The sequence below is a fragment of the Pseudoduganella guangdongensis genome (assembly GCF_009857475.1).
Classification (GTDB): domain Bacteria; phylum Pseudomonadota; class Gammaproteobacteria; order Burkholderiales; family Burkholderiaceae_D; genus Rugamonas; species Rugamonas guangdongensis.
In genome coordinates this window covers 454,371-480,597 of record NZ_WWCJ01000001.1, presented here as the reverse complement: position 1 = coordinate 480,597, position 26,227 = coordinate 454,371, and the positions used below count along the sequence as shown (strand labels likewise).

The 26,227-nt window shown below is 62.3% G+C and carries 23 protein-coding genes; 8 read left to right on the top strand and 15 right to left on the bottom strand.

All coding sequences use genetic code 11. The features are described 5' to 3' along the window. Nucleotides 1-8: 8 nt before the first annotated feature. The 4 genes from kdpA to GTP41_RS02345 form a co-directional block, all read right to left on the bottom strand. Nucleotides 9-1,733 (bottom strand): potassium-transporting ATPase subunit KdpA, encoded by a 1,725-nt coding sequence (gene kdpA / locus GTP41_RS02360; RefSeq protein ID WP_161023925.1) that lies wholly within the window; start codon nucleotides 1,731-1,733, stop codon nucleotides 9-11. A 1-nt stretch (nucleotide 1,734) separates the two neighbouring features. After that, a complete protein-coding gene (locus GTP41_RS02355; protein ID WP_161023924.1) occupies nucleotides 1,735-1,824 on the bottom strand; it encodes a potassium-transporting ATPase subunit F in 90 nt (29 codons plus the stop codon). Between the two features lie 102 nt (nucleotides 1,825-1,926). Next, nucleotides 1,927-2,646: a TorF family putative porin gene (locus tag GTP41_RS02350; protein ID WP_161023995.1), complete on the bottom strand. Its 720-nt coding sequence runs from the start codon at nucleotides 2,644-2,646 to the stop codon at nucleotides 1,927-1,929. 186 nt (nucleotides 2,647-2,832) lie between these two features. Further along, nucleotides 2,833-3,648, bottom strand: coding sequence for a response regulator (locus GTP41_RS02345; RefSeq protein ID WP_161023923.1), 816 nt, complete (start codon nucleotides 3,646-3,648; stop codon nucleotides 2,833-2,835). A 127-nt stretch (nucleotides 3,649-3,775) separates the two neighbouring features. Between GTP41_RS02345 and GTP41_RS02340 the strand changes: the two genes are divergently transcribed. Both GTP41_RS02340 and parC read left to right on the top strand, forming a co-directional pair. After that, complete coding sequence (locus tag GTP41_RS02340; RefSeq protein ID WP_161023922.1) at nucleotides 3,776-5,773, top strand: DNA topoisomerase IV subunit B; 1,998 nt, start codon at nucleotides 3,776-3,778, stop codon at nucleotides 5,771-5,773. Nucleotides 5,774-5,787: 14 nt separating this feature from the next. After that, nucleotides 5,788-8,136: a DNA topoisomerase IV subunit A gene (gene parC / locus GTP41_RS02335; RefSeq protein WP_161023921.1), complete on the top strand. Its 2,349-nt coding sequence runs from the start codon at nucleotides 5,788-5,790 to the stop codon at nucleotides 8,134-8,136. A gap of 98 nt (nucleotides 8,137-8,234) precedes the next feature. Here parC and GTP41_RS02330 read toward each other — a convergent pair whose 3' ends face one another. From GTP41_RS02330 to GTP41_RS02315, 4 genes are read right to left on the bottom strand one after another with little or no spacing between them, the layout of a single operon-like run. Continuing rightward, nucleotides 8,235-9,641 (bottom strand): IgA Peptidase M64, encoded by a 1,407-nt coding sequence (locus GTP41_RS02330; protein WP_161023920.1) that lies wholly within the window; start codon nucleotides 9,639-9,641, stop codon nucleotides 8,235-8,237. A gap of 31 nt (nucleotides 9,642-9,672) precedes the next feature. Then, nucleotides 9,673-11,076, bottom strand: a complete 1,404-nt coding sequence (locus GTP41_RS02325) for a cyanophycinase (RefSeq protein WP_371867246.1) — start codon at nucleotides 11,074-11,076, stop codon at nucleotides 9,673-9,675. A 25-nt stretch (nucleotides 11,077-11,101) separates the two neighbouring features. Next, the gene (locus tag GTP41_RS02320) at nucleotides 11,102-11,530 is read right to left on the bottom strand and encodes a GNAT family N-acetyltransferase (RefSeq protein ID WP_161023918.1); all 429 of its coding nucleotides are present in this window, start codon (nucleotides 11,528-11,530) and stop codon (nucleotides 11,102-11,104) included. Beyond that, nucleotides 11,530-12,045 (bottom strand): nuclear transport factor 2 family protein, encoded by a 516-nt coding sequence (locus GTP41_RS02315; RefSeq protein WP_202419576.1) that lies wholly within the window; start codon nucleotides 12,043-12,045, stop codon nucleotides 11,530-11,532. The genes GTP41_RS02320 and GTP41_RS02315 overlap by 1 nt, the downstream gene beginning before the upstream one ends. Before the next feature lie 50 nt (nucleotides 12,046-12,095). Here GTP41_RS02315 and argH point away from each other — a divergent pair, with 50 nt between their 5' ends. Together argH and GTP41_RS02305 are read left to right on the top strand one after the other, a co-directional pair. After that, complete coding sequence (argH, locus tag GTP41_RS02310; RefSeq protein WP_161023917.1) at nucleotides 12,096-13,493, top strand: argininosuccinate lyase; 1,398 nt, start codon at nucleotides 12,096-12,098, stop codon at nucleotides 13,491-13,493. 71 nt (nucleotides 13,494-13,564) lie between these two features. Next, on the top strand, nucleotides 13,565-13,882 hold the full coding sequence (locus GTP41_RS02305) for a hypothetical protein (protein ID WP_161023916.1): 318 nt from the start codon (nucleotides 13,565-13,567) through the stop codon (nucleotides 13,880-13,882). A 613-nt stretch (nucleotides 13,883-14,495) separates the two neighbouring features. Here GTP41_RS02305 and GTP41_RS02300 read toward each other — a convergent pair. Together GTP41_RS02300 and GTP41_RS02295 are read right to left on the bottom strand one after the other, a co-directional pair. Continuing rightward, nucleotides 14,496-14,843: an immunity protein Imm33 domain-containing protein gene (locus GTP41_RS02300; protein ID WP_161023915.1), complete on the bottom strand. Its 348-nt coding sequence runs from the start codon at nucleotides 14,841-14,843 to the stop codon at nucleotides 14,496-14,498. 77 nt (nucleotides 14,844-14,920) lie between these two features. Then, the gene (locus tag GTP41_RS02295) at nucleotides 14,921-15,364 is read right to left on the bottom strand and encodes a hypothetical protein (RefSeq protein ID WP_161023914.1); all 444 of its coding nucleotides are present in this window, start codon (nucleotides 15,362-15,364) and stop codon (nucleotides 14,921-14,923) included. Nucleotides 15,365-15,811: 447 nt separating this feature from the next. On the opposite strand from GTP41_RS02295, the gene GTP41_RS02290 reads away from it, so the two are divergent. Further along, entirely contained in the window at nucleotides 15,812-16,354 is a 543-nt protein-coding gene (locus GTP41_RS02290; RefSeq protein WP_161023913.1) for a TRAP transporter small permease subunit, read from the top strand. Next, nucleotides 16,351-18,072, top strand: a complete 1,722-nt coding sequence (locus tag GTP41_RS02285) for a TRAP transporter large permease (protein ID WP_161023912.1) — start codon at nucleotides 16,351-16,353, stop codon at nucleotides 18,070-18,072. The genes GTP41_RS02290 and GTP41_RS02285 overlap by 4 nt, the downstream gene beginning before the upstream one ends. Nucleotides 18,073-18,091: 19 nt before the next feature. On the opposite strand, the gene GTP41_RS02280 is transcribed toward GTP41_RS02285, so the two are convergent. From GTP41_RS02280 to GTP41_RS02270, 3 genes are read right to left on the bottom strand one after another with little or no spacing between them, the layout of a single operon-like run. Next, nucleotides 18,092-18,562: a DUF4124 domain-containing protein gene (locus tag GTP41_RS02280; RefSeq protein ID WP_161023911.1), complete on the bottom strand. Its 471-nt coding sequence runs from the start codon at nucleotides 18,560-18,562 to the stop codon at nucleotides 18,092-18,094. A gap of 7 nt (nucleotides 18,563-18,569) precedes the next feature. Further along, nucleotides 18,570-18,950: a glyoxalase superfamily protein gene (locus GTP41_RS02275; RefSeq protein ID WP_161023910.1), complete on the bottom strand. Its 381-nt coding sequence runs from the start codon at nucleotides 18,948-18,950 to the stop codon at nucleotides 18,570-18,572. 39 nt (nucleotides 18,951-18,989) lie between these two features. Continuing rightward, nucleotides 18,990-19,652 carry a hypothetical protein gene (locus GTP41_RS02270; protein WP_161023909.1) on the bottom strand — a complete coding sequence of 221 codons (663 nt, stop codon included), beginning with the start codon at nucleotides 19,650-19,652 and terminating at the stop codon, nucleotides 18,990-18,992. Nucleotides 19,653-20,001: 349 nt separating this feature from the next. On the opposite strand from GTP41_RS02270, the gene GTP41_RS02265 reads away from it, so the two are divergent. Together GTP41_RS02265 and GTP41_RS02260 are read left to right on the top strand one after the other, a co-directional pair. Then, nucleotides 20,002-22,533 carry a M4 family metallopeptidase gene (locus tag GTP41_RS02265; protein WP_161023908.1) on the top strand — a complete coding sequence of 844 codons (2,532 nt, stop codon included), beginning with the start codon at nucleotides 20,002-20,004 and terminating at the stop codon, nucleotides 22,531-22,533. Nucleotides 22,534-22,660: 127 nt separating this feature from the next. Continuing rightward, entirely contained in the window at nucleotides 22,661-23,887 is a 1,227-nt protein-coding gene (locus GTP41_RS02260) for a M24 family metallopeptidase (protein WP_161023907.1), read from the top strand. Here the strand turns inward: GTP41_RS02260 and GTP41_RS02255 are convergent. Both GTP41_RS02255 and GTP41_RS02250 read right to left on the bottom strand, forming a co-directional pair. Beyond that, on the bottom strand, nucleotides 23,884-24,540 hold the full coding sequence (locus tag GTP41_RS02255; RefSeq protein WP_161023906.1) for a hypothetical protein: 657 nt from the start codon (nucleotides 24,538-24,540) through the stop codon (nucleotides 23,884-23,886). The genes GTP41_RS02260 and GTP41_RS02255 overlap by 4 nt on opposite strands. A gap of 180 nt (nucleotides 24,541-24,720) precedes the next feature. Beyond that, a complete protein-coding gene (locus GTP41_RS02250; RefSeq protein WP_161023905.1) occupies nucleotides 24,721-26,037 on the bottom strand; it encodes an Ig-like domain-containing protein in 1,317 nt (438 codons plus the stop codon). Nucleotides 26,038-26,227: the final 190 nt, after the last annotated feature.

Sequence of the window (26,227 nt, the reverse complement as noted above, 5' to 3'; positions counted from 1 at the left end):
TGCGCTCCTTATTTATACAGTTGCAGGTGTTCGATGACCGGGCCAAGCGCCAGGGCAGGAACATAGTTCAGGACACCGACCAGCAGCACCACGGCGACCAGCAGGAACACGAACATCAGGCCGTGGGTCGGCATGGTGCCGGCGTTGGCTTGCAGTCGCTGCTTGCCGGCCAGCGAACCGGCAATCGCCAGCACGGGCACGATCATGGCGAAGCGGCCAAACCACATGGCGATGCCCAGCATGGTGTTGTAGAACGGCGTATTGGCGGAGATGCCGGCGAAGGCGCTGCCGTTGTTATTGGCGGCGGAGCTGAACGCGTACAGGATTTCGGTGAAGCCGTGCGCGCCGGGATTGGCGACCGCCATCCTGCCGGCATCCGTCATCACGGCGATGGCCGTTCCCACCAGCACCAGGGTCGGCGTGACCAGGATGGCGATGGAAGTCATCTTCATCTCATAGGATTGGATCTTTTTGCCCAGGTATTCCGGCGTACGCCCGATCATCAACCCCGCAATGAACACCGCCATGATGGCGAAGACCAGCATGCCGTACAGGCCGGAGCCGACGCCGCCAAACACCACCTCGCCCAGCTGCATCAGCAAGGTCGGCCCCATGCCGCCCAGCGGCGTGAAGGAATCGTGGAAGCTGTTCACGGCGCCGCACGATGCCGCCGTGGTGACGGCGGCGAACAGGCCGGAGGCGGCGATGCCGAAGCGGCTTTCCTTGCCCTCCATATTGCCGCCAGCCTGCAGCGCATTGGCCGACTGGTCAACGCCCATCGCCTGCAAGGCCGGATGGCTGGACTGCTCGGCGGCCATAATGCCGCTGGCGGCCACCACGAACATGATGGACATGGCGCCCAGCACCGCCCGGCCCTGGCGGCGGTCGCCCACCAGTCGGCCGAAGGCGAAGCACAGGCCGGCCGGGATCAGGAAGATCGACAGCATCTGCGCGAAGTTCGTCAGCGGGGTCGGGTTTTCAAAGGGGTGGGCGGAATTGGCGTTGAAGAAGCCACCGCCATTCGTGCCCAGCATCTTGATCGCTTCCTGCGAAGCGACCGGGCCCATGGCGATGGTTTGCTGCGCGCCCTGCAGGGTTGTCACGTCCTGGTAGGTGGAAAAGTTCTGGATCACGCCCTGCGCCATCAGGAAGACGGCGAAGACAAACGAAAGCGGCAACAGCACGTACAGCGTAATCCGTGTAAGGTCGACCCAGAAGTTACCGATCGACTGGGTGGAGCGCGCGGCAAAGCCTCGGATCAGCGCGAAGGCGACCGCGATGCCGGTAGCGGCGGACAGGAAGTTCTGTGGCGCCAGCGCCAGCATCTGGCTCAGGTAGCTCATAGTCTGCTCGCCCACGTAGCCCTGCCAGTTGGTGTTGGCGACAAAGCTGATGGCGGTGTTGAACGAGGAGTCCGGGCTGACGTTGCCCAGGCCTTGTGGGTTCAGAGGCAGCCAAAGCTGCAGGCGCTGCACGGCATAGACGAACAGCGCGCCCAGGGTATTGAAGACCAGCAGCGCGATAGCGTAAGCCCTCCAGCCCATGCCCTGTTTTTCTGTCGCCAGCGGTATGCCAGCGGCGCGATACAGCAGGTTTTCCGCAGCGCCCAGCCAGCCCAGGCCTGGCACGGCGCGGCCATCCGCGACACGCGCGAGCCACCCGCCCAGGGGCCAGGCGGCGGCAAACAGCACCGCCATGAAAGCCGCCAGCAGTAAAAAGGATTGCGTGGTCATATTAGAGATCCTCCGCTTTCAGCAGGGCTACCAGCAGGTAGGCCAGCAAACCGGCCGTAGCAGCCGATCCAATGAGGTAAAAGAGGTTCATTGCCGCCCTCCCAGCTTGTCGCAGGCGGCGGCCATCGCGGCCACCAGGGCGAAAAAGGCGACGAGTGCGCCGACAAATACGATGTCCATTGGCTTGTTCGCTTCAGAAGGTTTTGCTGAGGGTCAGCTGAAAGGCGGTCCTGCCGGTGAATTTGCCGTTTGCCGGCGAGGCGTAGGCCACTTTGCTGGCATTAGTGCCGACGGCCGCCAACTGCAGGCTGGCGACGCCAAGGTCTTTGGTGACGCCCACTTTCCAGTCGGTGTAATCGGAGGCGCGGTTGCTGCGGATTTTCTGGCGGCCCGCATGCAGGTTGATGGTGTAGCCGCTGCCCGCGTCGAGATTGGCGCTCAAGTCCAGGTAGCCGGAGTTTTTGCTATCGACGAAGCCGAACAGGTTGGTCAGCGCGTGGGAATACTTCAGGGTCGCCGGCCCGTAGCCAAGCTGGGCATAGATTTCGGTGGTATCGGCGTTGGCAAAGCCCGCCACATGTTTCAGGCCATTGTTGGCGTAGACATAGGTCAACACACCCACATCGTAGCTGACGTCCGCAGAGACCTGGCCGCGCTTCCCGCCATAGACATCCAGCTCGACACTACCGCCACCGCCCGCATCCCTGGTCCACTTGATGGTGGAAGCCCAAGCCCCGGCGTAAAGACCGCTTTGGCTATCGACGTAGTCAACGCCGCCCTGCAACGCAGGCTGCAAGCGGGTTTGGGAAATGCCGCGATAGCGGTAGTCCGAAGTGAGCGCCGCATTAAGGCTGGTTTCCGCCGAAGCGCCAAAAGACGCCAACATCGCGGCAGCAAAGATCAGTTTTTTCATCATTCATCGAAAGGGTTAAGGTCCAACCACTCTATCGATCAACGCGTAAAAACAGCCTTAAAACACAGCCCACCCCTGTAAACAAACCGTAAAAAGGGAAAATGTCCACTTTGGGGTCAGGAAGAAATGTGGACATTTCCTCGAAATGTCCACATTTCTTCCTGACCCCAAAGTGGACATTTTTGCTCAGAGGCGCATGTATTTGCGGAGGACGGATTGAACCTGGTGTTCGGCGAGGGGTTTGTCCAGCATGCCGGCGGCGCCGGCGGCGCGGGCGCGGGTGCTGTCGTAGTCGTGGGCGCTTTGGGCGAGGAAGATCACTTCGGGCTGCCCTGGCTCGCTGCGCAATTGGGCGCACAGTAAATAGTGGTCGATGATGGGGGCGGCGAAATCAAGCAGCACCACGGCCACCGCCTGCTGGCGGCTAATCGCCAGCGCGCCGACGCCGTCCACCGCCCATAAGACGGCGGTACCGAACTGCTTCAACGATTTGCCCAGTTGTTCGCTGAAGTGCGCGTTGGCGTCCACGCACAGCACCGCGCCTTCACGGCGCGGCTTGCGCATCCTTTCATAGACGGCGGGTTCGGTCAGGTCGAGGTCGAGCCGTTCGCGGCGGCGCCGCTCGGGCACCAGCGGCTGGCCGGAGGCGGACAGGCCGGCCAGCACTGCGGCGCGGCGCGCCAGCAGGCGTTCCAGCTCGCCATGCAGGACGCTCCATTGCACCGGCAGCGGCAAATTCGGGTACGGCAGCGCCACCCCGGTCGCGCCCAGCACCAGGGCGGGCCGGATGTCGCCTGCCGCCAACGATGCGATCACGGCCAGCGCTTTCAGTTCGGTGCCGTTGGCGATGTACAGGCCGGGGTCGCGCAGGCTGTCTTCGGACAGGCATAAATAGCCCGCGCCGTCTGCCGGGGCTCGCGCCAGCCCCTGCGCGAGGGCCCGTTCGGCGTCCGGGGGGAAGCCGACCAGCCTGACTGCGAACGGGTGCCGATCTGTGGTCATAAACCCATTTTACCGCCGCGATTCCCTTGCGCCACCGGCCGTTGCGGATAGAATGCGCAGGCAAGAGCCCCGTCAAGACGGAAAATACTGTATATAATCACAGCACTTTGCACTACCAAGAACACGTATGGCCACTAAAAAACCAGTCTCCGACTACAGCGAATCATCCATCCGCGTCCTGAAAGGACTGGAACCCGTCAAGCAGCGTCCGGGCATGTACACCCGTACCGAGAACCCGCTGCACATCATCCAGGAGGTGATCGACAATGCCTCCGATGAAGCCCTGGGCGGCCATTGCAAGAACATTATCGTGACGCAGAATGCGGACGGCTCCATCACGGTGGAGGACGACGGCCGCGGCATCCCGGTCGGCCTGCACCCCGAGGAGAACGTGCCGACCGTGGAGATCGTCTTCACCCGCCTGCACGCGGGCGGTAAGTTCGACAAGGGCTCGGGCGGGGCTTACGCCTTCTCGGGCGGCCTGCACGGCGTCGGCGTTTCGGTCACCAACGCGCTGTCCAAACGCCTGGAGATCTCGGTGTGGCGAAAAGACGACGCCGGCAACGGTTTCCACCACCTGGCGTTCGAAAACGGCGACCTGGTGGAGCCGCTGGCCTCCCAGCCGGCGCCAAAGGACGGCAAAAAATCCGGTACCCGCGTAACCGCCTGGCCGGATGCGAAGTATTTCGATTCGCCGCTGATTTCGCAGGTCGAGCTGCAACGCCTGCTGCGCTCCAAGGCGGTGCTGCTGCCGGGCGTGACGGTCACGCTGAAGAACGCCAAGAACGGCGACGAGCAGACCTGGATGTATAAGGACGGCCTGCGCGGCTACCTGAATGAGCAGCTGGCGCAGACTTCCAACGGCGAGACCCTGATCCCCCTGTTCGAAGGCGAACAGTTCGCGACCCCGGACGCGGAAGGCTTTGCCGAGGGCGAAGGCGCCTCGTGGGTGGTGGCCTGGACCGAAGAAGGCGGCGTGGTGCGCGAGTCCTACGTCAACCTGATTCCGACCCCGAACGGCGGCACCCATGAATCGGGCCTGCGCGAGGGCCTGTTCGGCGCGATGAAGAACTTCGTCGAGCTGCATTCGCTGCTGCCGAAGGGCGTGAAGCTGCTGCCGGAAGACGTGTTTGCGCGCGCTTCCTTTGTCCTGTCGGCCAAGGTGCTGGACCCGCAGTTCCAGGGCCAGATCAAGGAGCGCCTGAATTCGCGCGATGCGGTGCGCCTGGTGTCCACCTTCTCCAAGCCTGCGCTGGAGCTGTGGCTGAACCAGCACATCGACTACGGTAAAAAGCTGGCGGAACTGGTCATCAAGCAGGCGCAATCGCGCCTGCGTTCGGCGCAAAAGGTGGAGAAGAAGAAGTCCTCCGGCGTGGCGGTGTTGCCGGGCAAGCTGACCGATTGCGAGTCGGACGAGACGGCGCGCACCGAAATCTTCCTGGTCGAGGGCGACTCGGCGGGCGGTTCGGCCAAGATGGGCCGCGACAAGGAATACCAGGCCATCCTGCCGCTGCGCGGCAAGGTGCTGAACTCCTGGGAGACCGACCGCGACCGCCTGTTCGCCAATAACGAGATCCACGACATCGCGGTGGCGATCGGCGTCGATCCGCACAGCTACGGCGATTCGCCGGATGTAAGCGGCCTGCGTTACGGCAAAATCTGCATCCTCTCCGATGCGGACGTGGACGGCTCGCACATCCAGGTGCTGCTGCTTACCCTGTTCTTCCGCCATTTCCCGAAACTGATCGAGAACGGCAACATCTGCATCGCCCGTCCACCGCTGTACCGCGTGGATGCGCCGGCGCGCGGCAAGAAGCCGATCCAGAAGCTGTATGCGCTGGATGACGGCGAGCTGGTGGCGATCGAGGACAAGCTGCGCAAGGATGGGCTGAAGGAAGGCTCCTGGACTATCTCTCGCTTCAAGGGCCTGGGCGAGATGAACGCCGAGCAGCTGTGGGAAACCACCATGAATCCGGACACCCGCCGCCTGCTGCCAGTGTCGCTGGGCGATTTCGACCACAGCTACTCCGCCTCGCGCTTCAATATGCTGATGGGCAAAGGCGAAGCCGCCGCCCGCCGCGCATGGATCGAAGAACACGGCAACGAAGTTGAAGCAGACATCTAATACACGCTACAAATATGACTCAAGCAAATCTCTTTGACGAGCCGATTCCGGAGCAGCCGGAAGGCGGCAACAACAGCGGCGGCGGTGACGACGGCGGTGAAACCCTGACCCTGTCCACCTTCGCCGAACGGGCCTACCTCGATTACGCGATCTCCGTGGTCAAGGGCCGCGCCCTGCCGGACGTGTGCGACGGCCAGAAGCCGGTGCAGCGCCGCATCCTGTATTCGATGAATGAACTGGGCCTGGGCCCGACCGCCAAGCCGCGCAAATCCGCCACCGTGGTCGGTGACGTGCTGGGTAAGCTGCACCCGCACGGCGACCAGTCGGTGTACGACGCGCTGGTGCGCATGGCGCAGGACTTTTCGCTGCGCTATCCGCTGATCGACGGCCAGGGTAACTTCGGTTCGCGCGACGGCGACGGCGCTGCGGCCATGCGATACACCGAAGCCCGCCTGACGCCGATCTCGCGCCTGCTGCTGGACGAAATCGACCAGGGTACCGTGGACTTCATCCCGAACTACGACGGTTCGTACGAGGAGCCTGCCCTGCTGCCGGCGCGCCTGCCGATGGTGCTGCTGAACGGCGCCTCCGGTATCGCGGTGGGCCTGGCGACCGAGATCCCTTCGCACAACCTGAGCGAGGTGGCGAAAGCCGCCGTGGCCATGATCCGCAATCCGAAGATCTCGCATGCGGAACTGATGGAACTGATCCCTGGCCCGGACTTCCCGGGCGGCGGCCAGCTGATCACCCCGCGCGCGCAGATCGATGATATGTATGCGTCGGGCCGCGGTTCGATGAAGGTGCGCGCACGCTGGAAGATCGAAGAACTGGCGCGCGGCCAATGGCAGGCGGTCGTGTACGAACTGCCGCCAGGGACTTCATCGCAGAAGGTGCTGGAAGAAATCGAGGAACTGACCAATCCCAAGGTCAAACTGGGCAAGAAAGCCCTGTCGCCGGAACAGGTGGCGCTGAAAGGCCTGCTGCTTGGCCAGCTTGACAAGGTACGCGATGAATCGGGCCGCGAGGCTGCGGTGCGCCTGGTGTTCGAGCCGAAGTCGAAGAACCAGAACCAGACTGAGTTCATGCACATGCTGCTGGCGCATACCTCGCTGGAGACGTCGGCGTCCATGAACCTGGTGATGATCGGCGGCGATGGCCGTCCGCGCCAGAAGGGCATCAGCGATATCCTGGCCGAGTGGATCGAGTTCCGCTTCGCCACCGTGACCCGCCGTACCCAGTACCGCCTGAACAAGGTCGATGAGCGCATCCATATCCTGGAAGGCCGCCAGATCGTCCTGCTGAACATCGATGAAGTGATCGCCATCATCCGTAATTCGGATGAACCGAAGGCGGCGCTGATCGAACGCTTCAAGCTGTCGGACCGCCAGGCGGAAGACATCCTCGAGATCCGCCTGCGCCAATTGGCGCGCCTGGAGGCGATCAAGATCGAACAGGAATTGTCCGAGCTGCGCAAGGAACGCGAAGGCCTGCAGGATGTGCTGGACAATCCGTCCACCCTGCGCCGCCTGGTGATCAAGGAAATCGACGGCGACGCCAAGACTTACGGCGACGCGCGCCGCACCCTGATTGAGGAAGCGCAGAAGGCTGTCGTTGAGCAGAAAGTGGCGGACGAGCCGGTGACCGTGATCATCTCGGAAAAGGGCTGGGTACGCGCGCGTACCGGCATTGGCCATGATCCGGCGCAGTTCACGTTCAAGGCGGGCGATTCGCTGTATGGCGCGTTTGAGTGCCGTACGGTCGATACGCTGCTCGGCTTCGGCGATAACGGCAAGGTGTATTCGGTGCCGGTGGCTGCCCTGCCAAATGCGCGCGGCGATGGCGTGCCGATTACCACGCTGGTGGACCTGTCGGGCGGTGCGCGTTTGCTGCACTACTACGCGGGCACCGGCGACAAGCAGCTGCTGATTGCTTCGGATGCGGGTTATGGCTTTATCGCCAAGGCTGGCGATATGGTGTCGCGACTGAAGGGCGGTAAGGCTTTCATCACCCTGGACGAGGGCTCGAAGCCGCTGCCGCCGACTGTGGTGGCGGAGAACGCCAGTGCGGTGGCTGTGATCTCGGAGAAGGCGAACCTGCTGGTGTTCGGCATGGATGAGATGAAGGTGCTCTCCAATGGCGGCCGCGGCGTGATCCTGATGGATCTGGCGGATAAGGAGAAGCTGGTGGCTGCTTGTGCGATTACCGATAAGGGCGTGACTGTGCTTGGTATCGGCAATGCGCAGAAGGCGAAGGAGGACCGCATGGGACCGACCGCGCTGGCGCCGCACTTTGGTAAGCGGGCGCGGAAGGGGAAACCGATGCCGGTGCGGATTAAGCCGACGGGGTTGGTGCCTAACACCTAAACCCGGAAAACCAGGGTACGACCCAAGGGTCGGACCCTGGCCTGCGACAGCCGCGTCAACTGGGTCTGACCCTTGGGTCTGACCCAGGTTTAACGGGTTTAGCGCGGAGCATAGAGATCGATCGTCTCCTGCACCGCCTCATTACACACAACGCAGAACGCCTCACTGCGGTCAAACATCAGGCATTGCTGCTGCGAGCGGAAGTAGCCGGTCGCTTCGTAATTCGCCCCTTCAAACGCGCCCACCGCCTTCCGGTTCGGCGCCGTGGAGAACAGCTTGTTCGTCCACGCCAGATCCTCCTTGAATAACTTGCTCATTTCCGATTCCGGGCGATTATCCTTGCGCAGTTGCGCGCGGATCTTCTGGTATTCGCGCGAATGCACCTCGTACTCCGCCTTCGGCCACGCGGTCGGCAGCGCCGTCCCCGCCGTCACATGCTTTTTCCACTTCACGTTGGCGGGCTCGAGCAAGGCCGTCACATTCGGCTCCCACGGTTCCATGCGCGCGCCGCCGGTCGCGTAGGCCACCGGCGAGGTGTAGTACTCGTCCGCCAGGCCGGCAAAGTGGTGGCCGAATTCGTGTACGAACAGGTAATTGGCCCAGTCGTTATCCGCCGCCGCTGTGCTGAACTGGCCGTAAATGCCACCGCCGCCATACGTGTCGTTATTGACCAGGATCTCGATAAACTCATACGGCGCATGCTGCGAGATCTCGCGCAGGGCGCGGTTATCCAGCGTCAGCACGTAACGCTCGCTGCCGAAGATGTCGTAGCGCGTGCCCAGCTTGGACGCCTTGTGCGCGCCGGTCGAGGGGCGCGAGGCGCCCGATTCCTGCGTCGGCACAGCCATCGCCCACACGTTGAAGTCCTTGGCGCGTTCCTTGAACGGCGACACGCTGAACAGGTAGTCGGACAGCTTGCGTGCGCGGGCTTCGAACTTGGCCATGTCGGCTTGCGTGTAGCCGTCGCCCAGGATCAGCAGGTCGACCTTTTTCTCGCTCGGGCCGTTAACGCGGATGGCGATCGGCTTGGCCGGCGCCGGGTCCTGCTTGCGCACCACGTCCATCGCGTCGGTATCAACTTCCACGCTCCACACCACGGAGAACTCATTGCGTTCGTCGCGCTTCAGAATACGCACTTTGACCGGGCGCTCAGGCTTGGGGAAGCGTACCGATTCGTGGAAGCCGCGCGTCAGCTTGGCCGCTTCCTCGGTGGACTTCCATTCACCGAAAATGGTGGAAAAGGTGCGGGTGTAGAGAATCTTGCCGGTCTTGGCATCGGCCACTTCGACCTTGTTCACGCCACGGTTGGTGGTGTCGATGGTCTTGGCCATATCGCCCGGCCACGGCAGCGGCTCAATCACAACTTGCTCGATGGCGTAGCTTTCGTTTAGCGCATTACCGGTGTGCATATAGTCGAGACGCACGGTGGCTGGCTGCGCGCCCAGCGCCTGGCTGGCGGCAACGCACAGGGCGGCGCCGGCCAGCAGCTTGTTCAGGTGAGGCATGGAATCTCCGGGTTGTTGTTTGCCCGGTATTCTACTTATATTTGTATAGCGGTCGCGTGATTTCGATCGGCCGGATATCGAGCCGGATATTCAGCACCGAGTAGGCCTCGCCCACGGTGGACACATAGCCCACGCTGTCCGGCGTTTTGGTAAAGCGGAATTCGAAACCGACTTCGGTGCCGCTGGCGCGCGGGTTGCCGCTGGCGATGCCGATCGCCTCTTCCTGGTTGCTGTCGATCAGGCGCTCCATCAGGTCGATCACCGCGCTGTTGCCCAGCACATCGTTGCTGTACACCGCGCCGCGCCCCAGCGTGCGGGTAGGGTCTATGCGTCCGCCCGCTTTTTCGGTGGCGGGCGTGAACATATGGGTGGCGATATTGAACTTGTCGCCGCGATCGAGATAGCTGATCACGGCATTGCGTACGCCGAAGTGCGGGTTGACCTTGTCCCACTCGGCGCGCGACAGGTCGATCAGCAAGGCACCCTTATAGCCGATCACTTCCACCTCGCGCTGGGCGTTGACCACCATCGCGCTGTCCTCATCGATGCCAAGGCCGATCTGGTAGCCCTTGGCCAGCATGGCGGGGATCATGCGCGCAAAGCGGCCGCGCACCAGCAGGTGCTGGTCGACAAACACGTCGTCGCCGATGAAGCCCAGGCCCGGGCCCAGCTCGCGCCCGTCCGCTATGCCGGTCTGCAGCATGGACAGCACCGCTTTCGGATTGGCGAACATGGTGCTGCTCATAATGGCCGCGCCGGCCGAAGTGCCGGCGATCACGCCGCCCCGGCGGTACACGTCCCACACGGCTTCCAGCACGGCGGTCTGCGAGCCGTCCTCGCGCACCAGGGCCTTGGTGATGCGCCCCTGGTCGCCGCCGGCGAAGTAGATACCGTCCGACTCGCGGATTTTTTTCGCCAGCGCCGCGTCGTCCGCATTCTTCTTGTAGTCGCTGCCCGCCAGGCGCACCGCAACCGGCACCAGGAATGCGTCCGCGCCCCATTTGCGCAGGTAGCCGATGATGATCTGGGCCGAGCCCTCGGGATTACCCGCCGCCGAAGGGAAGACCGCGATACGCGCGCCCTTGCCGCCGGCCAGCTTCACCACGCGCTGCCACACGTCCGCATTGTCGCCGCGCAGGCCGCCGCCAATGATGACCAGGGAGCCCTGGTGCGCCGCCACTGGTGACGGTGCGATGGCTGCCGAGCCGCCGCTGAGCGTGGCGCTGGCGCCCGCCACAATGCGTACCGGCGCGCTCAGATCGGGCGCCGGCGGCGCTTTGGCCGGCGTCTCCGGCGGCGGCGTCGTGCTGGTGCGCCCGCTCGATGCGGGAACGGGTTTCTTGGGTGGCGCTTCCTTGGCTTGTACCGGAAGGCCGCAGGCGGCTAGTAAGGCAAGGCCCAATCGGGCCAGGCTTGCGCGGGAACTCAGCTTCACGATGATCTCCTCCTCGACTTGCTCACTAGCATCGCTGGTAGACATCCGGGTAATACCTTTCCATCAGTGTAGCTGGACGCGAGGGTGGAGTAAAACCGAATTGCGCGTACAGTCCGTGCGCATCGCCCGTGGCCAGCGTGAAGCGCCGCAAACCCTGCAAATCCGGGTGAGCAAGCACTGACTCCATCAGGCGCTTGCTGTAGCCCCGGCCGCGCAACGCGGGCAGCACGAACACATCCACCATATTAGCGAAGGTTGCCCGGTCTGTGATTACGCGGGCAAACGCCACCTGATTTCCGTCAAGGTAGCCGCCGAAGCAGAGCGAGTTGGCCATTGCGCGTTCGACAAGTTCGCGCGGGATGCCGCGCGCCCAGGCCGATTCCTGCGACAGGAAGCGGTGCACCAGGCCCACATCGAGGCGGCCCGCATCGCAGCTGACCTCAAAGCCGTCCATCAGCGCGGCTTCAGGTAGCGCTCCGGCAGCGGCGCTTTCTCGCCTTCCGGTTGCCACAGCAGTTGCGAAATCCACCAGCGCTGGCCGTCGTTCACCAGCTGGATCGAATTGATGCCGCGCACAAACGGCTTGTCGCCCGGCGCGTGGCGCGCCTCGTAGGTGGTGAAGACGTGGGCAATCTGCCCGAAATGCTCACTGGTGCGCGCCAGTTCGGATTCGTAGAAGCCCTCCTTGGCAAACACCGGCGTGGTGCGGGTGATGTAGTCCTCGATGCTCAGCACGCGGGTATTCAGCACGCCCTCCTTGTTCGGGCTGTGCACCACCATGCGGCCATCGGGACGGAACAGGGAACGCAGGCGGTCCCAGTCGCGCGCCTTGCCGGCCGGGCCGGAAATCGTGTCGTACAGGGCGGCCACAATGCTGTCCACCGAGGCCACGTCGGCCGGGCGCGCACCCTGTGCGAAAGCACTGCCGGCGGCCAGCGCCAGCAGTAGCAAACTTGCTAACTTCTTCATTCAATCTCCTACTTGTTTATAATCGTCCGACTCTCACCGGAAAACCTACTATGACAGATCAATTCTCCAAGAAGGCGGAAGCCTGGTCCGCACGCTTCTCCGAACCCGTTTCCGACCTCGTGAAACGTTACACCGCCTCCGTGTTTTTTGACAAGCGCATGGCCAAAGCCGACATCCAGGGCTCGCTGGCGCACGCCGACATGCTGGCCGCGCAAGGCATTATCGCCGCCAGCGACCTGGCCGCGATCCAGAAAGGCATGGCCCAGATCAGCGGCGAAATCGACGCCGGCCAGTTCGAATGGCAGCTGGACCTGGAAGACGTGCACCTGAATATTGAAAAGCGCCTGACCGAACTGGTAGGCGACGCCGGCAAGCGCCTGCACACCGGCCGCTCCCGCAACGACCAGGTGGCGACCGACATCCGCCTCTACGTGCGCGCCGCCATCGACGACATCACCGGCCTGCTGCAGCAGCTGCGCGGCGCCCTGGTCGACCTGGCCGAGAAGAACGCCGACGTGATCCTGCCCGGCTTCACCCATATGCAAGTGGCGCAGCCGATCACCTTCGGCCACCACATGCTGGCCTATGTCGAAATGTTCGGCCGCGACGTCGAGCGCATGCAGGATTGCCGCAAGCGCGTGAACCGCCTGCCGCTGGGCGCCGCCGCGCTGGCCGGCACCACCTTCCCGATCGACCGCCTGCGCGTGGCGCAGTCGCTGGGCTTCGACGATGTCTGCCACAACTCGCTGGACGCCGTCTCCGACCGCGACTTCGCGATCGAGTTCACCGCCGCCGCCTCGCTGCTGATGATGCACGTGTCGCGCATGTCGGAAGAACTGATCATCTGGATGAGCCCACGCGTCGGCTTCATCGACATCGCCGACCGCTTCTGCACCGGCTCCTCCATCATGCCGCAGAAGAAAAACCCGGACGTGCCGGAACTGGCGCGCGGCAAGACCGGCCGCGTGTACGGCCACCTGATGGGCCTGCTGACCCTGATGAAAGGCCAGCCGCTGGCCTACAACAAGGACAACCAGGAAGACAAGGAACCGCTGTTCGACACCGTCGACACCGTGGTGGACACCCTGCGCATCTTCGCCGACATGGCCGGTGGCATCACCGTCAAGCCGGAAGCCATGCGCTCGGCCGCCCTGCAAGGCTACGCTACCGCCACCGACCTGGCCGACTACCTGGTCAAGAAAGGCCTGCCATTCCGCGACGCGCACGAAGCCGTGGCGCATGCGGTGCGCGCCTGCGACGACCTGAAGATCGACCTGTCCGAGATGTCGCTGGAGCAGTTGCGCGCCTTCTCGCCGCTGGTGGGCGACGACGTATTCGCCGTGCTGACGCTGGAAGGCTCGGTCGCCGCGCGCGACCACGTGGGCGGCACCGCGCCGAACCAGGTGCGCGCAGCGATTGCCCGCGTGCGCCAGCAGCTGGCCGGCTAAGCAGCCCCAAAGGCCGCCCACATGACATGCCGGCGGCCACTCCCCCGGACACCGGCATGCCAGCGACGCACATGACTTCCGCCACGCGCCCCCTCTGGCGCGCCACTTTGCTCGGCCTGGCAATCGCTGTTGCCGAGATCACCGCGCTTACGTTCAGCGCCGTGGCGCTGGAAGCTTTCGGCAAGCCGCCATCCGGCTACGCCGGCGCCGGTTGGGGACAGGGAATTCTATTTCTCTACTTGTTCTCGCTGGCTGCGTCTTCCACTATCGGCATCATTACAGGCGCAGCGCTATTTCGCCGCAAGCGCGGCTTTCTCGTCGAATGGAGCCTGATGCTGGGCTGCCTGCTTATCGTTGTAGCGATGCCGATCTGTTGGTTCATGCTTTAAGCGACGCCAGAGCCAGGCTGCCGCCATTAAGGCAAACTGCAGCGATATGCCGTAGTTAAGCGATACCACACACTTGACCAGGTACTGTCACGAGAAGTTTATAAAAATATCGGCCACGATTCGCGCGATGCCTCCCTGTGCGCACGAAGTACTTTGCTCGAACCGCCAACCCAAGCGCACCGAATAGCCAAACTTGAAAGCTAGCGCTAACGAACTCAGGGCTTCTGGCGGCTTGAAGAATAGCGATCATGAGGCGCTCCAGTTTTTTCAGCCTCTAGGACTGCCCGTGCGGATGGCTTTTCTGGCGCGGGGATCTGCCCTGAGCAGGAATTCACTGGGTCATTACAGAAGCTTGTCCCGGAAGTTGCAACATTTCTTTGAGACTTTCCATCAGCTGAAATCCGATATACACAGACCCCGCGAACCCGCCAACTAAAAATCTTCCGACTGGGTATGCCCTTTGCAATACGTCTGCCGTACGGCCATTGCTCCACGTTACTTGAACATCTGAAATCACGGCTCCGTAGCCGAAGAGCGAGGCTGCCCCAACTATCCAAGTCATAAACACCTATCTCATTGCGAGTACATAAACGAATTCGTCAGCTTCTGGCCGTTACGACCCGTCGGCTTCACTTTTCAGCAATTCGCCATCGAACCAAACATCTTCATAGTCTGGGGCAAGCAATACGCGCCAGCCTGGCGGTAATGCTAAATAAGGTACGATCTCCGGGCAAAGCTCAGGTAAGTGGTCAACGTGAAGTGCCTGGTAAAAATCAATTTCCGTTGAATGCTCGCCGCCGTAGATATACCAGCCGCACGTACCGCCTTCCGGGCGAAGCCGCACCGCATGAAGCGGTATATTTCCCAGCGATTCTAGTGCAATCCCTACCTTCAGACCAGCATCGGGAGGCATGTATGTCGTGCCGAATCGGCGGCAAATTTCGCTTGGATCGCTTTGCATGATTATGTCGCTTTGCTGCCTTAGTTTCTGAGTGACGGCTCCTGGCCGACTGTACGCGGTCAAATCGGGCTGCTCGCCTAATTTTCAACGTGTCGGACAGGGATACCATGTTGAAGCGCCGAATCGTACACACACTTGGCCAATTCATCATCCTCGATCACCAAAACTGATTTAGTTATCTCGTTTGTCGGCAGGAACTGGGGGGTATCGAGAATTTTTTCCAACACGCTCAAACCTTCGTTGCGACAAGCGTCCGCCACTCTACGAGCATACCTGGACTCAAATCGTCCTAGGAAAAAGATCGGACATCCGCGCAACCGCTCAATAACTTGACTAAGCGGCAGCGATTTATATTCCGACACGGAACGCCTCACCGCCATCAGTTCTCGAGGCGATGGGCCATCAGGTTGTTCAAACTTCAGAGATAGTCCGACATCATTTCCATAGAGGCGCGTCAACACCCAGCCGGGCTGAGAACCGTCCCAGAGATATTGAAAAGCAAGGACTTCCGATGAGCTCATAATTCTAAAAGTAGATATTTTGCGATAGTCCGAAACGCGGTGACCGCTCTTGGCCGGCTGATGCCAGTTGCCTAGTTCTTTCGCTAAGGATGTTCCCCACCACTAGATCGTACAAGAATACCTGCGTCCGAAAATCTTGCTCAATCTGATCAATAGCTTGCAATTCTTCGTTCTTGTTGGGGCTTTCAGGCATTCCTTTAGTCAGTCCCTTACAACGTAGTGATACATCTGTTCGGTTACCTCGCATCCCGTGCTACAGAGCACTCGCCTTGCGCCGTCAGGGCGGCATATACCTGTTGTTGAAGGGCTTCCTGCATGAAAGTTTCTTTAGCGCAACAATTATCAAATCGGCATACAATAGCAGAGATACAAAAACTGCGGCATGCGTGATTCGCGCCCGGAAGGCTGATATCCTTGCAACAACTAATCCAATAATCAGGAGATGCAATGCAGGGCTTACTCAAGCTGTCGCATTGGCTGGACCGCATAGGCTATCGTTGCGGGCAGCTGGCCAATGTGATGATCCTCGCCTCATGCTTTATCAGCGCCAGCAACGCCATGATCCGCTATGGCTTTGACTGGAGCTCGAACGCCCTGCTGGAAATGCAGTGGTACCTGTTTGGCGCCGCCGTCATGCTGGGCGCCAGCTACACCTTCCAGCGCAATGAGCATGTGCGCGTGGACCTGATCTACGGCCATGTCTCGGAACGCGCGCAGCTGTGGATCGACGTGTTCGGCATCATCGTCTTCCTGTTCCCGGCCTGCATCCTGTTCGCGTGGCTGTCGTGGGAGTCGCTATTCCTGCCGTCGTGGGCCATCATGGAGCAATCGAGCAATGCCGGCGGCCTGCCGCGCTGGCCGATCAAGTTCATCGTGCCGATCGGCTTTGCCTTGCTCACGCTGCAAGGCGTCTCTGAGCTGGTCAAGCGCATCGCCCACCTCGCGGGCCAGGCCCACCTGGACAGCAAATACGAAAGGCCGGTGCAATGATTCCTTTGGAGATGATGCCGCCGCTGATGTTCGGCGGCCTGGTGCTGTTCATGCTGGTCGGCTTCCCGGTGGCCTTCTCGCTGCTGGCGGTGGGCCTGTTCTTTGGCGTGATCGCGATCTTGCAGGGCTTCTTCGGCGTGCCCTTCATGCAGGCGGTGCCGCAACGGATTTTCGGCAGCGTGCTGGCCAATGACCTGTTGTTGGCGATTCCCTTCTTTACCTTCATGGGCGCGGTGCTGGAAAAGTGCCGGCTGGCGGAGGATATGCTGGACTCCATGGGCCGCCTGTTCGGCGGCGTGCGCGGGGGCCTGGGCTACTCGGTGATCATTGTCGGCTTCATCCTGGGCGCCATCACCGGCACCGTCGCGGCGCAGGTGATCGCGATGGCCATGATTTCGCTGCCGGTGATGATGCGCTACGGTTACCACATGCGCTACGCCACCGGCGTGCTGGCGGCATCCGGCACCATTACCCAGTTGGTGCCGCCGTCCCTGGTGCTGGTGGTGCTGGCGGACCAGTTGAAAACCCAGACCGCATCGGCCGACGTGGGCAGCATGTACCTGGGCGCGTGGGGGCCTTCGGTGATCCAGATCGCGCTGTTCGCGCTGTACACCTTTGTTCTGTCGCGCGTGAAGCCGGAATGGCTGCCGGCGGCACCGGAAAATGAGCTGGGCCCGCGCGGCTGGGCGCTGTGGAAGCAGTGCCTGCAGGGGATCATTCCGGCGGCGGTGCTGATCTTTATGGTGCTGGGCACCATGATGCTGGGCGTGGCCACGCCGACCGAATCGGGCGCCATGGGCGCGCTGGGCGCGGTGATCCTGGCGGTGATCCGCCATCCGGAATTCAGCGGACGCGATAAGCTGGTGTTCCGCGCCGGCATGGTGGCGCTGGGGCTGGCCGCCGTGATCGGTACCTTCTACTTCAAGGCGCAGGTGGGCATTGACGCTGCGGCCAAGCCGTATGTGCAGGCTTCGCTCGGCGTGCTGTACCTGGCCGTGGCCTGGATGCTGATCCGCGCCAGCCGCATCAAGCCGCTGCGCGAGCTGATCGTGCAAAGCTACCAGTCCACCATGCGCCTGACGGCCATGGTGGTGTTCATCCTGATCGGCTCCACCTGCTTCTCGGTGGTGTTCCAGGGCGTAGACGGCGGCCTGTGGGTCGAGCACCTGTTCAACGGCATCCCGGGCGGCTGGATCGGCTTCCTGCTGGTGGTGAACCTGTTCGTGTTCTTCCTCGCCTTCTTCCTCGATTTCTTCGAGATCGCCTTCATCGTGGTGCCGATGCTGGCGCCGGTGGCGCAGAAGATCCTGGCGCCGGAACTGGAGCCGATGATGGGCAGCCCGGAAGCGGCGGCATCGGCGGCGCTGGTGTGGTTTGGCGTGATGCTGTGCGTGAATATGCAGACCTCCTTCATGCATCCGCCGTTCGGTTTTGCGCTGTTCTACCTGCGCGGCGTGGCGCCGAAGGAAGTGAAGTCTTCCGACATTTACTGGGGCGCGCTGCCTTGGGTGGGCCTGCAGATGCTGATGGTGCTGCTGGTGGCGGCGCTGCCGCAGACGGTGACCTATTTCCTGGACCGCGGCGTGGGCGGCAAGGTGGAGTCGGGCGACCTGCAGATCGAGCAGCCGGCGATACCGGACTCGCTGCCGGCGCAAAAGCAGGACGATGAACAACAGCCGGAGCTGAACTTCTCCCAGCCGGAGGAAGAGAAGAAATAGCGCCTGGCGCCCGCTGGTGTTAGTCCAGCGGGCCGCAGGCGGCCTTGGTGTAGTCGCCTTCCAGCTTGTCGATCGACTTTTGCGTTTCGCCCATCGCGGCCAGGTTGCCGGCGCGGCGGTTGTCGTTGCGCTGGCCGTACAAATCCGCGCGCTGGCTGCGCAGCTTGTCGCAATCGGCTTTGGCGGGCGGCTTGTTGGCCGCCGCCGTTTGAGTCGCCGTCTCTTCGTCCTTGGCGCGCTGCTCGCGCTGGGCGCGGTTGCGCGCGGCCAGCTGCTCCATGCGCTCACGATCTTCCTGCGCGCGCGCCTGCGCCGCCTTGACTTGCGCCGCGGTCGGGGGCGGCGGCACGTCGAGCGTTTCGCCGCCCTTGGCGCAGGCCATGGACTGGTAGGTCACCTTGCCGTCCACGGTGCATTTGAACAGGCTTTGCGCACCGGCCTGGGTTGCGGCGGCCAGCCACAGGGCTGCGATTAACGGCGCTTTAATCATCTGATGCTTACTCCCAATGGGTCTGGGTCAGGAATTTGAGACGGTTCTTGTCGGGGTCGAGCACGGACATCATGCGCAGGTCGGGTCCCAGGTCGTTGTTCGGAGCTGTTTCCACCGTCACGCCGTACTCCAGGAAATCGTCGAACAATGCGTCCACGTCGGCTACGTAGAAGTGTACCAGCCCACCGGGCTGGCAGTCGCCCGTGTGCTCGCTGAGGAAAATCTCCATGCCGTCGAAGGCCATGGCCGCGAAGAGCGGAAAGCCCGGCTCGAACTGGTGCGTCCACTGCTCGCGGAAACCAAGCGACTCGTAGAACGGCTTGCTGGCGGCATAACTGGCCACCCGCAGCGCCGGCACCACCCGCTGCGTTTCGCGTCTCACGCCCATGCATTTCTCCCTGTAGGAACACCCTGCAGGGAGTGTACCTCAATGCTTGTGCGCAATCATGTTCGAGAGGACGCTGAAGGCGGCGCCTGTGTGTTCCTTCTCGATCAGCAGGGTCAGCTCGGTGTGGGTGGAGATCAGGTTGATCAGGTTGACCTTGTCCCAGGCCAGCTTTTTCAGGATGGCGTGGTAGATGCCGGGGGTGCGCCAGGAATCGGCGGTCAGCTGCAACGTCACCGCGTTCAGGTTCTCCAGCCGCGCCAGCAGGCGCTCGTTGGCGAACAGCTGCTCGACGATGCCGATGAAGGGGCGGCTGCACACCACCATCACCTCTTCGCTGCCGCGCGTCACGGTCAGGTACAGGCCGTGGCCGGTGCCGACACGTTCCAGCAGCAGCCGGTGGCAATCGTCGATGCGGTCCGAGCGGCGGAAGGTGAATTCAACCAGATCGGTGCGCGCGGTCAGCTGGCCCGACTGCTGGGCCAGCACCAGTTCCTGCGATTCCTTGTCGGGCAGGCGTTCGGCCACGCGGCGCAAGGCCATGACCACGGCCGCCTGGCCGACCGGCTTCCACAGGTCGTTCTGGAGCTGCGGTTGCAGCTGGCGCGCCAGTTCCGACAAATTGATCAGGCCACGGCGCAGCCCTTCGCTCAGGAAGGGCGACTCCGTGACGATCCTTTCGACTTTGGTAGATATGGACAACATGAGTGATTGCGCCCTCACTGAGTAATACGTCAAACAATTGACGGGCTAGTGTAAAACGCGAAATTCAACTAGTGCAACGTCGACGTGACAATTTGATACATATTTGTGTTGCATCAAACACGAAACTAGAAAAACCCCTCTATTTCGTTGTAAGTACCCGACATCTCAAGCCTATCGTGCGCCATCTTTATGCAAGTCACGCTAGCTCAGCGGGTAGCAAAATGTAATCAAATGTCTAGAAATGGACATTTTTTGTAAATCTGACTTTTTTCATAAGTTTTTTGACTTGCCCAAAAAAGAGGCATAACTTCCGCTCTCCAATCCACCCCACACAGCTCAAGGAGAGCCGATGAAACTTCGCAAAAGCCTGCTGGCCGCAGCCATTGCCGCCCTGCCCTTCGCCCCCGCCTTCGCCGGTGCGCTGCCGGACACCCTGATGGCCGCGCCAGCGCAGCCGATGAGCGTTGAAGCCAAGGCCGGCCTGGCGGCCCGCCTGGACGCCCGCCGCGCCTCCGCCGGCCTGGATAGCGAGCACGGTTACGCGCTGCGCGACCAGCACCCTGGCGCCAACGGCCAGCGCATCGCGCGCGCCGCCCACACCTTCCAGGGCCTGCGCGTGTTCGGCTCGGAGTCGGTGGTGGTCACCGACGAAAACGGCGACATCGTCAGCGAATCGGCCTCCGACCGCCGCAACGGCCTGGACGCCTCGCGCGCCGCTAAGGCCGCAGGTAAAGGCGCGCCGGACACCACGCCGGCCTTCAACGCGGAAGAAGCAATCCGCATCGCCACCTCGCGCGCCGGCGCCAGCGGCGGCGTGCATCGCTGGAAGCCGGAGGCGGAACTGCTGATCTGGCCGGTGGTGAAAAGCGTGCGCACCAAGGAAGCGGCCAACAAGCCGGAAAGCAAGCTGAATGCGCTCGACCTGGAAGAAGTGGTGGACCGCTACGAGCTGGCCTACCTGGTCAAAACCCGCATGTCGAAGGACAAAAAACCGGTCTATCGCGACACCGTGATCAACGCCACCACCGGCGCCGTGATCCAGCAGTGGGACGCGCTGCAAACCGTGGTCGGCACCGGCAACAGCCAGTACAACGGCCAAGTGCCGATCAGCACCTCGCTGTCCGGCTCCACCTACCGCATGCTGGACTCGACGCGCGGCACCGGCGGCCAGTTCGGCGGCATGGCCATCACCAACGCCAACCACGCGCCTGAATCGAACCCGACCCCGGGCCAGATCTACACCAACAGCACCAACACCTGGGGCGATGGCCAGCAGTACATCAGCGGCGGCAGCACCACCAACGCCAACGGCCAGACCGCCGCGGTGAATGCGCTGTGGGGCCTGATGAACACCTACGACACGATGAAGAACGTGCTGGGCTGGTCTTCGCTGGACGGCAACAACACCGCCACCTACATCGCGGTCCACGTCGACAACAACTACGACAACGCCTTCTTCGATCCGGGCTGTAAGTGCATGTACATCGGCGACGGCGGCACCATGTTCTACAACCTGGGCTCGATCGACGTGATCGGCCACGAAATGGGCCACGGCGTGATCGACGCCACCTCCAACCTGACCTACTCCGGCGAATCGGGCGGCCTGAACGAATCGAACTCGGACATCCTGGGCGAAGTGGTGGAAGCCTACGCCCGCGCCGGCGGCACCGGCACCACCATCCCTGCTACCGGCAACGATTGGATGATGGGCAAGGAAATCGGCCGCAGCGGCAACCCGCTGCGCTGGATGTGGAAGCCTTCCAAGGACGGTAAATCCAAGGATGCCTGGAGCAGCACCCTGGGCGGCCTGAACGTGCACTACTCCTCTGGTCCGAACAACCGCATGTTCTACTTCCTGTCCAAGGGCTCCAACTCGTCCTCGTCGAGCGAGATGTACAGCTCCTACCTGAACAAACAGCCGCTGGCGATGACCGGTATCGGCACCGACAAGGCCTTCCGCATCTGGTTCAAGGCCGCCACCACCAAGTTCACCTCGTCCACCAACTACGCCACCGCGCGCGCCAAGGTACTGGAAGCGGCCGAGCAGCTGTACGGCGTAGGCAGCGCCGAAGCGACCGCCGTCAAGCGCGCTTACGCTGCGATCAACGTCGGCACCGACGTCGATGAAGGCGGCAGCAGCGGCGGCGTGTCGATCACCACCCAGCCAAACAACGTGACCGTGGCAGCCGGCGGCACCGCCTCGTTCAGCGTGGCCGCATCGGGCGGCACCGCGCCTTACAGCTACAAGTGGTACCGCAACGGCAGCCAGGTCAGCGGCGCCACCTCGGCCACCTACTCCTTCACCGCGCAGGCGGCGGACAACGGCGCCGTCTTCAACGCCGTAGTCAGCGACTCTTCCTCGCCGGTGAAGACCGCCACTTCCAACAACGCCACCCTGACCGTGGGCAGCACGCCTCAGAACGAGCTGGTGGTGAACGGCGGCTTCGAGTCGGGCACCTCGCCATGGGCCGGCAGCACCGGCGTGATCGGCAACTACAGCGGCCAGACCGCGTATGAAGGCACGCGCTTCGCCTGGCTGGGCGGCAATGGCAGCACCGCCACCGAAACGCTGTACCAGACCGTGTCCATCCCATCCACCGCGACTTCGGCCAACTTCTCGTTCGCGCTGCACATCGACACGGCCGAAACCGGCAGCACCGTGTACGACAAGCTGGTGGTCACCGTGAAGAACACCGCCGGCACCACCCTGGGGACCCTGGCAACCTACAACAACACCATGCCGGCCAGCGGCTACCAGATCCGCAGCTTCAACCTGCTGCCGTACAAAGGCCAGACCGTGCGCCTGCACTTCAACATGACGGAAGACTCGTCCCTGCAGACTTCCTTCGTGGTCGATAAGGTCAGCCTGCAAGTGCAATAAGCTTTAGTAAGTTTTACTCCGCGCCGGATATGCGGCTATCGTCATCCTCCAATACGATAGCTGCATAACCGGCTTTTTTACGTCCCTGCGGTGCTATGATTGCCCCCTTGTTTTATAAGGAGGCGGTATGGGCGTAGGTATTGGCGGCAAGACAATGGAAGAGGCACTGGCAACCCTGTCGGACATGACAGCGGGCGCCGCGCCAATCAAGAAGGAAGAACACCTGGCCCGCATCGCCAGGGCGCAAACCTATATGCGCCAGCACGGCATTGCCGCCATCTACCTGAACGCCGGCTCCAGCCTGCTCTACTTCACCGGCACCAAGTGGTATCCGAGCGAACGCATGGTGGGTGCTATCCTGCCGGCCAGCGGCGCCGTGGAATACATCGCCCCCGCCTTCGAGGAAGACACGCTGAAAGACTTCATGCTGGTGGAAGGCGCCGTCAACTGCTGGCACGAGCATGAAAGCCCGTTCGCCCTGTTCATCGCCGTGCTGAAGAAAATGGGCATCGCGCCCAACAGCGCGCAGGCGCCGCGCATCGGCATCGACGAAAGCGCCGCCTTCTTCATTTTCGACGGCATCCGTCCGCTGGCCGAAGGCTATGCGCTGGAGAACGCCAAGCCGGTGACCGCGCACTGCCGTACCCGCAAATCGAAGGCGGAAATCGCCCTCATGCAGCGCGCCAAGGACATGACGCTGGCCGTGCACATCGCCACCGCCAGCATCCTGCGCGAAGGCATCACCACCACCGAAGTGGCGGAGTTCATCGACAAGGCGCACCGCAAGGTGGGCGCGCCGGCTGGTTCCTACTTCGTGATCGTGCTGTTCGGCGTGGCCAGCTCCTTCCCGCACGGGGTGAGCTATGTGCAAACGCTGAAGCAAGGCGACACGGTGCTGATCGACACCGGCTGCAAGCTGCACAACTACATCTCCGACATCACCCGCACCTATGTGTACGGCGAGCCGAGCGAGCGCCAGCGCGCCGTGTGGAATGCGGAAAAAGCGGCGCAACTGGCCGCTTTCGAAGCGGCCCAGCTGGGCGTACCGTGCGAGGAAGTGGATATGGCCGCGCGCCGCTCATTGCAGGCGGCCGGCTTTGGCCCGGAATACAAGCTGCCAGGCCTGCCGCACCGCACCGGCCACGGCATCGGCCTGGATATCCACGAGTGGCCTTACCTGGTGGGCGGCGACAAGACCCCTCTGGAAGTGGGCATGACCTTCTCCAACGAGCCGATGATCGTGGTGCCGGGCGAATTCGGCGTGCGCCACGAGGACCACTTCTACATGTCGGAAGAGGGACCGCGCTGGTTCACCCAGCCGTCCCACTCCATCGACGATCCGTTCGGGCTTTAACTAGCCAGCATGCTTTTCTTCAGGGTGGCGATGCACTCTTCGGTCGCAATCGCCAGCTCTTTTTTCAGGCCTGCCGCCTTGTTGTTGACCAGTTCATCGTAGGTCGGAGCATTAGTGTTCGATTCAGGCATGCGCGCGCACGAACCGGCGGCAATGACTTTCTTGCTGTCGACATCGATCAGGCGCGCCTGGGCGCCGTGCATCACGCGATAATGCGTCCAGTCGGTCGGGAAATAGGCGAACATCCAGCCCGTGGTCTGCACATCCAGTACATACTTGGCCGAACCATTGGCGGCAGCGACCAGTTGCTGCGCATCGTCGGTGTTCACGTTCAATGCGGGCGCCACGCTCATATTCCGGGTTTCCGCCAGGTGTTTGGCCAGTGCGTCACGGATTGCCACCGCCGGATCAGGCACGTCATTGTCGTTGATGATGGCGTTACCTTCCTTGATCATCAGCGCTGCGCCAACCAGCGCAAAAGCAGCTTTACCGGCGGTCATCGCGCTGAACGATGGTTTTTCCGCGCGTGCCGTCACGACGACGCTCTGGCCCTTGAGCGCCATGCTGTAGGCTGGATCCATTGGGATGTTCTGGATGGTGGCGCAGCCGGAAAACAGGGCTGCCACAGCGACTGCAAATGCAATTTTCTTCATACCGGCAAATTTATAATGTTTGGGGACCCGCATCATACTGGCTCGATACCATGCAAAAAATCACACAAACTCACATTGTCGTTATTCCCTGGCTGGCGCAGGCAAAGTAAGAGGGACCGCGCTGGTTCACCCAGCCGTCCCACTCCATCGACGATCCGTTCGGCCTGCAGGCCTGAATGCTTAGCGCTTGATGATCGTTACCGTGTAAGCACCTTCTTCCACGAAGGTGTTGGAGGTGACGATGATCTCGTGGAAACCGCTGAAGGTTGCCGTGTAGTTCACGGTGGCCTTGCCGGGCGCCGTCAGGCGCTTGGTCGCCACGGCCGGACTGGTCGGCGTGCGGTCGTCGCGCAGGATCAGGTATGGCGCAATCTTGGCCGACTCGAGGTTGATCTCCACGCTTTCGCCGGTTTCCATCAGCAGGATGTAGCGGTCCTCGATATCGCCCATGAAGGAGCAGCTGGTCGCCTTGGTCAAAGCCTGGGTGACGATGGAGCCGTAAGTCGCGAAGATCACCGGGCTGCAATAGGTGGCGTCGGTGATGGCGTTGGAGAAATCGCTGGACAGGTTCAGCGTGTAAGCGCCCGTAGTGGCGCTATCCGGCGCATACACGCGCAGCAGGTAATCGCCGGCCGGCAGGGTGTACTGCAGGGTCAATGGATTGACGTTGGCAGGTGCAAACGGGTCGCTCGGCATCTCGCCCACCACCCGGCCCGCCGCCGTGAACACGCGCAACTGGCGGCCGTCCGGACCGTTCAGGATGGCTTTGAAACCGGTCGGGTTGGCCAGCTTCAGGGTGTATTCGTCGTAACGCTTGTCCAGTGCGGAATCCAGGCAATCATCGGCAGACCAGCTGCCGTTCACCGCCAGGCCCACGGCAGCCGGCTGCTTCACGCAGCCTGCTGCCAGCAGCGCATTAACCGGGATGTCCAGCGACAGGCTGCCCAGGCTGGCGACCAGCTTCTGCGTGCCGACCAAAGGGCCCAGCGTCCATCCCGGAACGCGCGCCACGCCGGCGGCGTTGGTGACCGCCGTGGCGCCGGCCAGGCTGCCATGGTTGGCCGCCAGTGCAAAGCTGACATTGGCGCCAGCGACCGGGTTATTGTTTGCATCGGTAACCGTCACGCCAGGCGCGGCAACTGTAGTGCCGATATTGGCGCTCGCTACATTGTCGGCCAATGCAACCAACTTCGCGGGTGCGCCCGCCACGGCGCGCGCCGTCACGGTAACGCTGGCGGTTCCTGACGTCACGGCCAGCGACTGGTCGCCCGCCGTCTTGCCCAAGGTCCAGTCAGAGATGCTGATCTTGCCGCTGCTGTCGCTGGTGTAACTGGTGGTACCAAGCGAGCCGCCGCCGCTGGCGACACTGGCTGTGGCAGTGGCATTGCCTACCGCGCCACCGCTGCTATCCTGCAGAACCAGCACAATCGCTTGCCCCGGCTTGCTGCCTGCGGGCGCGCTTTGACCACTACCGCTGACGACTGCAATTGTCGCCACGACAGCCGGTCCTCCGCCCCCGCCGCCGCAGGCAACCAAGCCAATACACAACAGCATTCCCAAGCCCAGCGACCTGATCCCACCCATATTCATCCCCTCGTTGTAGTTAAGTGCGATTGACCAGTATAGCCAGCGGAAATCGGTCAAATCAACGGACTGAATGTCGGTCTACAACGCCTACATGAAATCA

Coding starts and splice junctions, on each gene's coding strand:
- kdpA (WP_161023925.1), bottom strand. CDS start 1,733: ATGACCACGCAATCCTTTTTACTGCTGGCGGCTTTCATGGCGGTGCTG.
- GTP41_RS02355 (WP_161023924.1), bottom strand. CDS start 1,824: ATGAACCTCTTTTACCTCATTGGATCGGCTGCTACGGCCGGTTTGCTG.
- GTP41_RS02350 (WP_161023995.1), bottom strand. CDS start 2,646: ATGAAAAAACTGATCTTTGCTGCCGCGATGTTGGCGTCTTTTGGCGCT.
- GTP41_RS02345 (WP_161023923.1), bottom strand. CDS start 3,648: ATGACCACAGATCGGCACCCGTTCGCAGTCAGGCTGGTCGGCTTCCCC.
- GTP41_RS02340 (WP_161023922.1), top strand. CDS start 3,776: ATGGCCACTAAAAAACCAGTCTCCGACTACAGCGAATCATCCATCCGC.
- parC (WP_161023921.1), top strand. CDS start 5,788: ATGACTCAAGCAAATCTCTTTGACGAGCCGATTCCGGAGCAGCCGGAA.
- GTP41_RS02330 (WP_161023920.1), bottom strand. CDS start 9,641: ATGCCTCACCTGAACAAGCTGCTGGCCGGCGCCGCCCTGTGCGTTGCC.
- GTP41_RS02320 (WP_161023918.1), bottom strand. CDS start 11,530: ATGGACGGCTTTGAGGTCAGCTGCGATGCGGGCCGCCTCGATGTGGGC.
- GTP41_RS02315 (WP_202419576.1), bottom strand. CDS start 12,045: ATGAAGAAGTTAGCAAGTTTGCTACTGCTGGCGCTGGCCGCCGGCAGT.
- argH (WP_161023917.1), top strand. CDS start 12,096: ATGACAGATCAATTCTCCAAGAAGGCGGAAGCCTGGTCCGCACGCTTC.
- GTP41_RS02305 (WP_161023916.1), top strand. CDS start 13,565: ATGACTTCCGCCACGCGCCCCCTCTGGCGCGCCACTTTGCTCGGCCTG.
- GTP41_RS02300 (WP_161023915.1), bottom strand. CDS start 14,843: ATGCAAAGCGATCCAAGCGAAATTTGCCGCCGATTCGGCACGACATAC.
- GTP41_RS02295 (WP_161023914.1), bottom strand. CDS start 15,364: ATGAGCTCATCGGAAGTCCTTGCTTTTCAATATCTCTGGGACGGTTCT.
- GTP41_RS02290 (WP_161023913.1), top strand. CDS start 15,812: ATGCAGGGCTTACTCAAGCTGTCGCATTGGCTGGACCGCATAGGCTAT.
- GTP41_RS02285 (WP_161023912.1), top strand. CDS start 16,351: ATGATTCCTTTGGAGATGATGCCGCCGCTGATGTTCGGCGGCCTGGTG.
- GTP41_RS02280 (WP_161023911.1), bottom strand. CDS start 18,562: ATGATTAAAGCGCCGTTAATCGCAGCCCTGTGGCTGGCCGCCGCAACC.
- GTP41_RS02275 (WP_161023910.1), bottom strand. CDS start 18,950: ATGGGCGTGAGACGCGAAACGCAGCGGGTGGTGCCGGCGCTGCGGGTG.
- GTP41_RS02270 (WP_161023909.1), bottom strand. CDS start 19,652: ATGTTGTCCATATCTACCAAAGTCGAAAGGATCGTCACGGAGTCGCCC.
- GTP41_RS02265 (WP_161023908.1), top strand. CDS start 20,002: ATGAAACTTCGCAAAAGCCTGCTGGCCGCAGCCATTGCCGCCCTGCCC.
- GTP41_RS02260 (WP_161023907.1), top strand. CDS start 22,661: ATGGGCGTAGGTATTGGCGGCAAGACAATGGAAGAGGCACTGGCAACC.
- GTP41_RS02255 (WP_161023906.1), bottom strand. CDS start 24,540: ATGAAGAAAATTGCATTTGCAGTCGCTGTGGCAGCCCTGTTTTCCGGC.